This window comes from Campylobacter sp. DY7 (assembly GCF_057802535.1).
Map to the genome: position 1 here is coordinate 1 of NZ_JBYJAU010000005.1, position 10641 is coordinate 10641.

Annotated in this window: 9 protein-coding genes; 4 read left to right on the forward strand and 5 right to left on the reverse strand. The window is 29.2% G+C overall.

What is annotated here, in order from left to right; all coding sequences use genetic code 11:
* Window positions 1-240: 240 nt before the first annotated feature.
* Window positions 241-1599: an alanine/glycine:cation symporter family protein gene (locus tag AC1B00_RS04230; RefSeq protein WP_488848265.1), complete on the forward strand. Its 1359-nt coding sequence runs from the start codon at window positions 241-243 to the stop codon at window positions 1597-1599.
* Between the two features lie 47 nt (window positions 1600-1646).
* On the opposite strand, the gene AC1B00_RS04235 is transcribed toward AC1B00_RS04230, so the two are convergent.
* Complete coding sequence (locus AC1B00_RS04235) at window positions 1647-2720, reverse strand: hypothetical protein (protein WP_488848266.1); 1074 nt, start codon at window positions 2718-2720, stop codon at window positions 1647-1649.
* A 160-nt stretch (window positions 2721-2880) separates the two neighbouring features.
* On the opposite strand from AC1B00_RS04235, the gene AC1B00_RS04240 reads away from it, so the two are divergent.
* Entirely contained in the window at window positions 2881-3333 is a 453-nt protein-coding gene (locus AC1B00_RS04240; RefSeq protein WP_239817466.1) for a Dps family protein, read from the forward strand.
* Between the two features lie 41 nt (window positions 3334-3374).
* Here the strand turns inward: AC1B00_RS04240 and AC1B00_RS04245 are convergent, their stop codons facing one another.
* The 3 genes from AC1B00_RS04245 to AC1B00_RS04255 all read right to left on the reverse strand — a co-directional run bounded on the left by AC1B00_RS04245 (window position 3375) and on the right by AC1B00_RS04255 (window position 6244).
* Window positions 3375-4643, reverse strand: coding sequence for an MFS transporter (locus tag AC1B00_RS04245; protein ID WP_488848267.1), 1269 nt, complete (start codon window positions 4641-4643; stop codon window positions 3375-3377).
* 65 nt (window positions 4644-4708) lie between these two features.
* On the reverse strand, window positions 4709-5467 hold the full coding sequence (locus tag AC1B00_RS04250) for a class I SAM-dependent DNA methyltransferase (RefSeq protein ID WP_488848268.1): 759 nt from the start codon (window positions 5465-5467) through the stop codon (window positions 4709-4711).
* A 9-nt stretch (window positions 5468-5476) separates the two neighbouring features.
* Entirely contained in the window at window positions 5477-6244 is a 768-nt protein-coding gene (locus tag AC1B00_RS04255) for a MetQ/NlpA family ABC transporter substrate-binding protein (RefSeq protein WP_488848269.1), read from the reverse strand.
* 277 nt (window positions 6245-6521) lie between these two features.
* Here AC1B00_RS04255 and AC1B00_RS04260 point away from each other — a divergent pair, with 277 nt between their 5' ends.
* Complete coding sequence (locus AC1B00_RS04260; RefSeq protein WP_488848270.1) at window positions 6522-7631, forward strand: Cj0814 family flagellar-dependent secreted protein; 1110 nt, start codon at window positions 6522-6524, stop codon at window positions 7629-7631.
* Window positions 7632-7701: 70 nt separating this feature from the next.
* Here the strand turns inward: AC1B00_RS04260 and AC1B00_RS04265 are convergent, their stop codons facing one another.
* Window positions 7702-8997, reverse strand: coding sequence for an alanine/glycine:cation symporter family protein (locus AC1B00_RS04265; RefSeq protein ID WP_336611981.1), 1296 nt, complete (start codon window positions 8995-8997; stop codon window positions 7702-7704).
* 147 nt (window positions 8998-9144) lie between these two features.
* Here AC1B00_RS04265 and AC1B00_RS04270 point away from each other — a divergent pair, with 147 nt between their 5' ends.
* Window positions 9145-10641, forward strand: a complete 1497-nt coding sequence (locus AC1B00_RS04270; RefSeq protein WP_239817460.1) for an inorganic phosphate transporter — start codon at window positions 9145-9147, stop codon at window positions 10639-10641.

Here is a 10641-nt window from a genome sequence, read left to right on the forward strand (position 1 = left end):
TAAAAGGAAACATTGGTTTTTCATATAAGTTTTAATTCTTAATTCCTAATCCAAATTCTTTTAGAGTTTGGGTTGGGGGGGGGGTTAGGTTTGAGTGGTTTTAGAAAGAATAAATAAAATTTATAAATAAATATCTTTTAAAATATGCTTAATTTGTTTCTTTTTGTGAAACAAATTAAGCTAAATCTTTAATTTTTTTGCTACACTTTATGTTTTTTACTTTAAAACAAGGTTTTTCATATGGATTTTCACAGTTTTATTGAACAAATAAACGGCGTTTTAGTTGCCTATGTGCTAGTATTTGCTCTTGTTGGAATAGGTCTGATTTTTACAATTTATCTTGGCTTACCACAATTTCGCTATTTTAAAGAAGGTCTTAGTGCTAGCTTTGGTGATTTATTTAAAAAGGGCAAAAATAAAAACTCAGGTATTACAGCTCTTCAAGCTATGATGATTTCAATCTCAGCTCAAGTTGGAACAGGAAATATTATAGGTGTTGCTACTGCTATTAATTTAGGTGGTGCTGGGGCTATTTTTTGGATGTGGGCTAGTGCATTTTTAGGAATGGCTACTATTTTAGCTGAAGGTGTTTTAGCACAACGCTATAAAGTATGGCAAAATGGACATTATATAGGTGGTCCTGCGTTTTATATAAAGCTTGGTCTTAAAAAGAAATTAGGCACTAAATTTTGCAATTTTTTAGCAGGATTTTTCGCTATTGCAATCATTATTGCTCTAGGTTGTGCAGGTCAAATGACACAAAGCAACTCAATTTCAGGCTCAATTCATCAAGCATTCGGAGTAGATTTAAAAATCACAGGAGCAATTACAGCAATTATTGCAGGATTTGTAGTAATTGGTGGAGTTAAGAGAATTGCTAGATTTGCTGAACTTGTAGTGCCTTTTATGGCTATATTTTATGTTTTAGTAGCTATTTATATTTTAATAACATTTCACGAAAATATTGGTAATGTATTTTCTATGATTTTTAGACAAGCTTTTGGGCTTGAAGCAGTAGCTGGTGGTGCTGTTGGAATTGGAATAAAAGAAGCTATTAGATATGGAGTTGCTAGAGGGCTTTTTGCTAATGAAGCAGGTATGGGAAGCACCCCACACGCACATGCTAGTGCAACTACTAAAAACTCTGTTTCTCAAGGTTTTGTTGCTATGCTTGCAGTATTTATTGACACTGCGTTTATTTGCACAGCAACTGCTCTTATAATTTTACTTAGCGGTGCTGATTTAAGCTTAAGTGGAATTGAGCTTACAACTTCTGCATTTAGCATAGCTTTTGGAAGTATTGGTGTAAAACTTCTTGCAATCTGCCTTGTGTTTTTTGCATTTACAACTATTATTGGCTGGTATTATTTCGCACAAATTAATGTGCAATATCTATTCTCAAACAAAGCTTTACCTATATTTAAGGTAGTGTTTGTTTTATGTATTTTTATAGGTGCAATGCTTAAGCTTGATTTGGTTTGGAGTATTTCTGATTTATGCAATACTTTAATGGTATTACCGAATGTTTTAGCATTATTTTTATTAGCTCCTATTGTAAAAAAAGAATTAGTAAAATTTAACGAAAGTAAGAAAAAATAATTTGTAATTCCTATTTCAAATTCTAGAATTTGAAATAGGATTTTGCTTTATAGCTTTGAACTATCAAGTTCTTTGATTAGCTGTATCATATCCACATTATTAATTTTAAAGTTTATATTTTTGATATCTTTTTCAAGTTGTTCGTCTGAATATTTTCCACTATCTTTATCTGCAATAGCCTGTAAAATATCAAATTTGTTTTTTATCTCAAAAACTTGTGCAATTTTGTGTGGTTTGTTTTCAAAAATTGTATTTATTAAATCAGCTAAAGGCTTAGGAGCTTTGCTTAGGTCTTTATCAATGATATTTTTTATACTTGTTAAGTCATTGTAAATTACTAAATTAGTATTTAATTTATTAAGTAAAAGCGTTCCTACATAATCTTCTGCTTTTAATCCTGCTAATTTATTACTAGAACTTGTACTATTTGGATTTTCTGTATCGTATCTCATTCCGTATTTTTCAAACATATCAAACATTTTTGCTAAAACATCAAAATCAAAAACTACATTAAATTCGTTTTTGTTATTTTTACCAAAAATTCTCGTATTTATCTGCATATTGCCATTTTTTGTAATGTTTTTACCCGTAATATTGCTTGAGATTTCGTATTCATCGCCTGCAATCTTAGTTAGTTCAGACAAATTAGCATTTACAAGACTTTGATAAGCAAGCATACTATTTACAACATGACCAATTGTAATTGATTCAATTTTGCTTTTTGTATAAACTTCTTTTGGCATAGATTCAAGCGCTTCTTTAATGCTGATTTCACCTTTTTTATTGCCTGTATAAATAGCATTTGTTTCTAAGCTAATATTTTTAACATGAAGAATATCTAGCTCAACACCACCACCATTAGGATTATCAATATTTATATCTATACTAGCATTTTTGCAACTTATATAAGAGCTTTTATTTTCGCACTTATATCCATCGGTTTTAAGGCTTACTGGTGTGCCTGTTGCTAAATAAACTAGAGCATTAACAGCTGCAAAAGATTCTTTTAATTCTTTATTAAGCCCATTTTCAAAATTTTTAGTAGCTTCATCGCTGATTTTGTTGCCACCACATCCTATGAAAGCAATTGCTACTGCACTTAAAGCAAGTAATTTTTTCATAACATCTCCTTTTTTTGTAATTTATAAAGTATATCAATATGTTTTTAATAAAAGAGATTATTAAAATTATCTTTAAATAATAAAAATTATTATTTGATAAATTTTTAATTAATTATTTTGAGTTATAATTTCAAAACAAATTCAAATTAAAGGAGACAAAATGTCATTAGAAAAACAATTATTACAATTACAAGCTGATGCTCACGCATTATTTTTAAAGTTTCACAACTATCACTGGAATGTAAAAGGCTTACAATTCTTTGCTCTTCATTCATATACTGAAGAAGCTTACGAAAAAATGGCTACTATGTTTGATGATTGTGCAGAAAGATTATTGCAATTAGGACATAAAGCAATAGTTTGCCCAAAAGTTTTAATGGAAACTTCAAAAGCTCCTACGACTGATAAAACTTGCTTTGAAGCAACTGAATTAGTAGGTTTAATTTTAGCTGATTATGAATACTTACTAGCTGAGTTTAAAAAGCTAAACAAATTAGCTGAAGATGCAGGCGATACAACAACTGCAGCTTATGCTCAAGAGCAAATCGCAGGATATGAAAAGTCAATTTGGATGCTAAAAAGCACAGGTGCAACTAGCTGCTGCGTTAAGTAATTAATAAAAAGAATTTGAAATTCCTATTTCAAATTCTTTTCTTAAAATAAAGTTTTTAATTCTTCTTCACTTAATTTTGCACGATTGTATTTAATCAAATAAAAATCATCTTTTTTATTAATATCAATTATAAATTCATTTTCTACTTTAGGTAAGCTTGTAGATTTATAAGTCTTAAAATCATTCGGATTATCCATACTTTTTAGCATAACAAACCAAGCTACACAAACAATTGCAATAATTACTAAAAACTCATCATGTAAATTTGCATGCATAAATACACCACACAAAAACGCTCCTAAAAACGAGCCAAAATATCCACAAGAATTAGAAAATCCTAAAACTAAGCCTTTTTGTCTTGCTTTGCAAATCTTAGAAATTGAGCTTTGCATAATAGGTTCATGCAAGCAAAATGCAATGAAATACATCACAACAGCTAAGAAAAATAAATAATAATTTGAGCTTAAAAACACAAGTGAAGATAAGCAAAATAAAGCAATTCCGCTAAGCAAAATCGTTTTGCTTTTGCCTTTTGATTCGCCTACAACTCCACCAACTCCCATCGCTAAAAATCCAAAAAACATAGCAACACTATAAACTATCCACAAATCATCACTATTTTTATGAAATACATTTACAAAACTAAGTGGAATTATCATAAATGTGCTTGAAGTTAACATTTTTTGTAAAAAACAGGTTATATAAAGTTTATTTAGATTTGCACTTAAAAATGCTTCTTTAAAAGGGATTTTATCTTGCTTTTGCCAAGCTGTTTCTTTTGGCAAAAACCACAATAAAACAACACATAAAACACTTAAAATCGCACTAATATAAAATAAAGCCCCAAGACCAAAAAAACTAGCAATAACAGAACCGCTCACAATAGCTACAACAAAGCTAAGCCCAATAGCACCGCCCATTAAAGCCATTGCTTTTGCTCTATCTTTTTCACTTGTAAGATCAGCAATCATCGCAGTTGCAACACCGCCAATAGCCCCCATACCTTGCAAAATCCTACCAGCTAGCATTGTATAAATATCATTTGCATTAGCACAGATTAAACAACCTATTATAAAAATAATTAGTCCTATAAACATTGTTTTTTTACGCCCAATTTTATCACTAATAGCTCCGAATGGAATGCTAAAAATCATTTGAAATATAGCATAAATACCAACGATAAGACCTGCTAAAACATCATTAGCTCCTTCTAATTCATGCGAATAAAGGCTAATTACAGGCAATACTATAAAAAGTCCAAAAAACCTTGATGCAATTATAAAGCTTAAAATTATGGTGTTTTTATTCATAATCTATCCTTTTTGATAAAAGATTATTTTACTCCTAATTTTATTTACCACTAATTTAATATGAATTATTTTTCAACGCAAAATAAAGCCCAGCTTAGTTCTTGTTTGATTAAATCTTTGTCATTTTTAAATAATTCTTGTAATTTTTCATCTTGAATAGGATTTAGTGTTTTGTAAGAAAACTCAACGCTTTTTTTCAAACTTTCATAATCTTTGTAATAGTTTTCATTTTTTATGCTTATTTTATCAAGTGTGAAAAAATATCCTAATTCGTGCAAAATATTTGCTGCATAAATATAATTTGGAGTTGCGATTATATCTAAATCTAAAGCATTTATTATTTTTTCATGAATGTAAGAATTATCTATTTTATAAGTAAAATAAAGTCTTTTATTGCAAACTTTAAGCAAGGTTTTTAAAGCACTTGCTAAGTCTAAAACATCTAAACATCTACTAGCATACACCAAATCCCAAGAGCCGTTTAAATCATCAAATGAGCCATTAATAATCTTAGCATTAGGGCAATTTTGTTTAGCGATTTCTAGCATTTTAGATGAAAAATCACATAATGTAATATCGTCTAAATTAGAGTATTGTGCTAAAAAGCCACTCCCACAAGCAAAGTCAAGCAAACTAGAACAATCTTTAAAATTAACCCTTTTTAAAAACTCTTTAACATAAATTTCATGCTTTTTAAAATCGCTAAAACTATTAGCTTTTTTATCCCATTCATTAGGGCTTTTACTCTTAAAATCACTTAAGCTCTTTTGTTCTTTATATAAAGAAGCAAAAGAGATTTTAGAAATATTTGCAGCTTTTAACATATTTATCCTTTAAAAACTAGGAATTAATATATCCTTGAAATTTTTATTTAAAAATTCTCTCATTTTTTCACTTTGCATTGCTTTAAGAAGAACTTTTGTTTTTTGAGAGTTTATATTTTTACTCTTAACAGCTAAAACGCTTGCATAATCACTTGTGCTATCTTCATGCAGTATTGAATCTTTAATAGGATTTAGCTTAGCAAGTAGTGCGTAATTTGTATTAATTACTGCTAAATCGCACTCATTTAGGGTTCTTGTTAATTGTGGTGCTTCTATTTCTTTTATATTAAGATTTAGTGGATTTTTGCTTATATCTAAAATGGTTTTTGTTTTAGAGTTTTCGCTAAATTCTATTAAATTACTTTTTGCTAATAATTCTAAAGCCCTAGTTCCATTAATAGGATCGCTTGGAATATAAACTAAAGCATTTTTAGGCAAATCTTTTATATTTTTTATAGTTTTTGAATAAGCTGCCATAGGTCCTATAAAAATCTTTCCTGCACTTACTAAATCACTCCCTCGCTCTTCGTTAAAGCTATCTAAAAAGGGTTTTGTTTGGGTAAAATTCGCATCTAATTCTTCATCATTTACTGCATAATTTGGCAAAATATAATCATTAAATTCAACTATTTTTAATTCATAACCTTGCTCAGTAACTAAGTCTTTTACATTTTCTAAAATCATTGCAGTTGGATACGGAGTAACACCTATGCTAATTATTTTATCATTAGCACTTACAAGACCTAACAAACATAAAAATATTAATAATTTTTTCATAATTTTCCTTTAATTATTTTGTAATTAGAAGAAAATGTTTATCATTTTCTTTCTAGCTATTCGCTTGCTTTATTCTTAATTTATGCGTCTAGCTAGAAAGTTTTAGCTAGACGCTATCGCATCTGCATCATTGAAGTTCCTTTTTTTGTTTTTTCAATACTACTCATATATATTTAATAAGTGTATATTTTTTATAATATTTATCATTTTATGTGTAGTTACGAAACTATTTTAGGAATACTTTTTGCTTTTTAAACAAAACATTAAAGGAAGATAAATGAGAGTAGAAAGTATTTCAATTTTTGATGAAGCAAAGCTTCAAGAAGCTCAAAAGGCTGCAGGTGTTTCGTTTTCATCTATTTTTGCAAGTGAATTTGCAAGGGTAAATCCTAAGCTAGAAACTCAAGCTGAGTATTCGCTAGATAAAGACATAATAGACGCTTCAAATATTTTTATAGATAGGTTTAACGATTCAAGATTTAAAGTATTTGATAACGATTTAACAAAAATCAACGCTAGTATTTCTAAACAAAACGAATTGATGAAAGCTAGAGTTTTTAATAGCACGGAATTTGGTTATAGTGTTGATAGTAGTGGCTTTTTAGGAGCTGATTTTAACAAGGCTGCTAATTTGCCAGATGATTTTAAAATACATTCAAGCACACTTAAAGAAATCTCAAGGCAGAGTAATCTTATGACTATGCCACAGGTAGGAATTTTTAATAATATTTATGAAAAGATTGATTATGCAGACACTATCAAACATCAATTTAGATTATATGAGCAAATCGTAGGAGATGTAAATAATTTTAGCAAAGATGATATTTCTAATATGCCAAATTATGTTGATTTAATAGGGCTTAAAGTCAATAATGGCTATACATTTGATTATTCACAGGCAAATGTAGGAAATAAATATTATGAGAGTAAAGATGATGCTTTAAAAATAGGCTTTAAGTTTGATTATGATTTAAGTGTAAATAATAGTAGAAAACTTAATTTTGATTTAAGTCCATACATAAAAAATGGCGAGATTTCTAATGCGGGATTATTTGTTAGCTTTCTAGGTGGAACACAAGGACTAAAAGTAAGTGATAGCGGTGCAACTAAGATTAAAGATGAATATAAAGAAAGAATGCTTATAGAAGATGCTTTAAGCAAACTAGACCCAAAAGAAGGCATAGATATTTCAAAGCTAGAATTTCTAACAGGACTTAGCAAAGAAAAAATCCAAGATTATTTAGACAGATTTGAAGATGAGAAGAAACTAAGCGAAAAGGTAAAAGAACTAAGCCAAAGCTTAGCAGTAGATGCTTTACTAAACAATAATTATTCAAATGATTTTAGAACTAGTGCTAAAGATTTTTATAAAAGAGTGCAAATATAAAAATATTTTTATTAACTAGGTTTTTAGATAAAACTAAGGCTTAAGAATTTGAAATAGGAATTTCAAATTCTTAATTCCAAGCTGGGGTATTGCTAGTGTTTAACTCTTTAAAGTCTTTGTTAGATTTATAGTTTTTAATACTTTTTAATACTAATTTTCTTAGCATAAAAATCGCAATTAGATTTATAATAGTTGTAAAAAACATTAAAAAATCAGCCAAATTCCATACAAATTTTAACTCAGCTAAAGTCCCCATAAAAACACATAAAATAGCTATTATGTTAAATATTATTAAAGCTGTTTTGCGTTGTGTAATAAACAATAAATTAGCCTTAGAATAATAATAATTGCCATAAAATGAAGTAAGACAAAACAAAATTATAAAAAAGCTTAAAATAAACGAGCCAAAATCTCCAAAATAAAATCTAAAAGCTTCATTAATTTCGTAATTTCCCTTAGCAAATAAAACAAACACAGCACTAGCAGTGCAAACTAATAAATCCATAAGAACAGAAAAGCTTTGCACAAAACCTTGCTCACAAGGATGAGCGCATTCTACACTAGCAGCGACATTTGGAGCGCTTCCCATACCTGCTTCATTTGAAAATAATCCACGCTTAGCACCTATTACAATCACACTTCCAAGCAAGCCACCACCTGCACTATTTAGATTAAAAGCATTATAAAATATTTGCAAAATCACATCTAAATCAAAATATCTAATAAAAACATAAAGAGCAAGAAGCAAATAAGAAACAATCATAAAAGGAACGATTTTTTTACCAAAACTTATTCCATTAAAAAATATAAAAGCAGCCACAAGCGTGATTAAAATCTCACTATATTTAAAATCAAGATGATTTTTAATACTAAAACCAAGTAAAGCATTAAAACCTACAATATCAGCAAGGATTAAAAATATAGCAAAACATATAGCAAGGGTGTTTAAACCCAAGCCATATTTTATATAAAACGCCACTCCACCATAATACTTTTTATCATCTTTACGCTTATAAATTTGAGCCAAAGTGCTTTCGCAAAACGCACTTGCAGCCCCAAAAAACGCAAAAACCCACATCCAAAAAATAGCCCCAGAACCACCAGTTGAAATAGCAATGCTAACGCCTATTATATTTCCAACGCCTATTTTTGCTCCACTAGAAATCAAAAAAGCTTCATAAGAACTTAGGTTTTTTTCTTTTGGTTTATTTAATAAAATCTTAAAAATATTTTTAATATGAAGTTGTGGAAATGCTAAGTAAAACGAGAAAAACACCCCCGTAAAAATCAACATAAAAACTAAAATATTTGAATACAAATAATCATTAATCAAGTTTAAAATTTCGGCTAATTTATCAAAATACATTTTTTCTCCTATTTTAAGATAATAAAAAAATAAGTTTATAAAAGAGTAAAAAAGCCTTTACGATAATTTTACAAAGATTTTACATTCAAGAAAACTAAGCCTTTCTTTTTAGTCTATAATTAGCCATATTTTTATTAAAGGAAAGGTATGTCAAGAGAAAACATTGTAATAACGATAATTTTTGCTATCGTTTGTGTTAGCTTTTTGTTTTGGGGCTATTCAACCACTAATTCTTATGTGTTTTTTACAATAGCTGCTATTTTTGGAGTATTTTTAGCTTTTAATATAGGAGCAAACGATGTTGCAAATGCTTTTGGAACTAGCGTTGGAGCAAAAACACTTAGCATTAAACAAGCTTTAATAATAGCTGCGATTTTTGAGTTTAGTGGAGCGTTTTTTGCTGGTGCTGAAGTAACTGCAACTATTAGAAGTGGAATTGTTAGCGTAAAAGATAACATAGAGCCTATTCATTTTGCTTATGTTATGATGAGTGCTTTATGTGCTGCTAGTGTTTGGATATTTATAGCTACATTTAAATCTTTACCTGTTAGCTCAACTCATTCTATCGTAGGTGGTATTTTAGGTTCAGCCTTAGCACTAGGTTTTATTTCACAAAATAATTCAAGTGAAGTTAGCTGGAGTGGAATAGGAACTATTGTTTTAAGCTGGTTTGTTTCTCCTGTTTTAGGCGGACTTTTAAGTTATTTTGTTTATTCTTTAGTTTATAAGTTCATAGTAATTCCAACAAAAGAAAAAACAATAGCTCTAAAACAAATCAAAAAAGACAAAGAAGAATATAAAAAGCAATATATAGATGATTTTATGCAAAGCGAAAAATCAAAGCAATATAGCGAACTTTACGGCATTTTACTTAACGAAAAGGGCGAATATTCAAATAGATTGAAAGAATTCTCAAAGCGTGAAAAAGCCGTTGATGTTAGTGGATTTTTAAGCAAACGCATACCTGTTTTAGCTGCTTTAATTGCTTTTGTAATCTCATCTATGTTATTTTTTAAAGCTTTAAAAAATGTTGATACAGGACTAAGTCATTTTAGCCTTGCTTTAATAATTTTATTAATTACTATAAGTGCTTATATAATCTGTGTTGGAATTATTAATATTATGAAAAAAGGCGAACCAAAAAAAGCAGTAAATCGTATTTTTTCATGGTTTCAAATCTTTACAGCTTGCACCTTTGCCTTTTCGCACGGAGCAAACGATATTTCAAATGCAGTTGGACCATTTGCAGCGATTTTAGATATTTTACATACTGATAAAGTAAATCCAACTTCAGCAGTGCCAACAATAGTAATGCTTGTATTTGGTATATCATTGGTTGCTGGACTTTGGTTTTTAGGAAAAAGCGTTATTAAAACCGTTGGTAAAAATCTAGCAAAAATAAAGCCAACCACAGGCTTTAGTGCTGAGTTTGCTTCGGCTATTGTAATTTTATTAGCAACTCAACTAGGAATTCCAATTAGCTCAACTCATATTCTAATAGGAGCAGTTTTAGGAATCGGCGTATTTAATAAAAACGCAAATTGGAAAATGATGAAACCAATAGGCTTAGCATGGGTTATTACTTTACCTGCAAGCGCACTGATGTCTGCGTTATTTTTAAGCTTACTTTATTATTTATTTTAG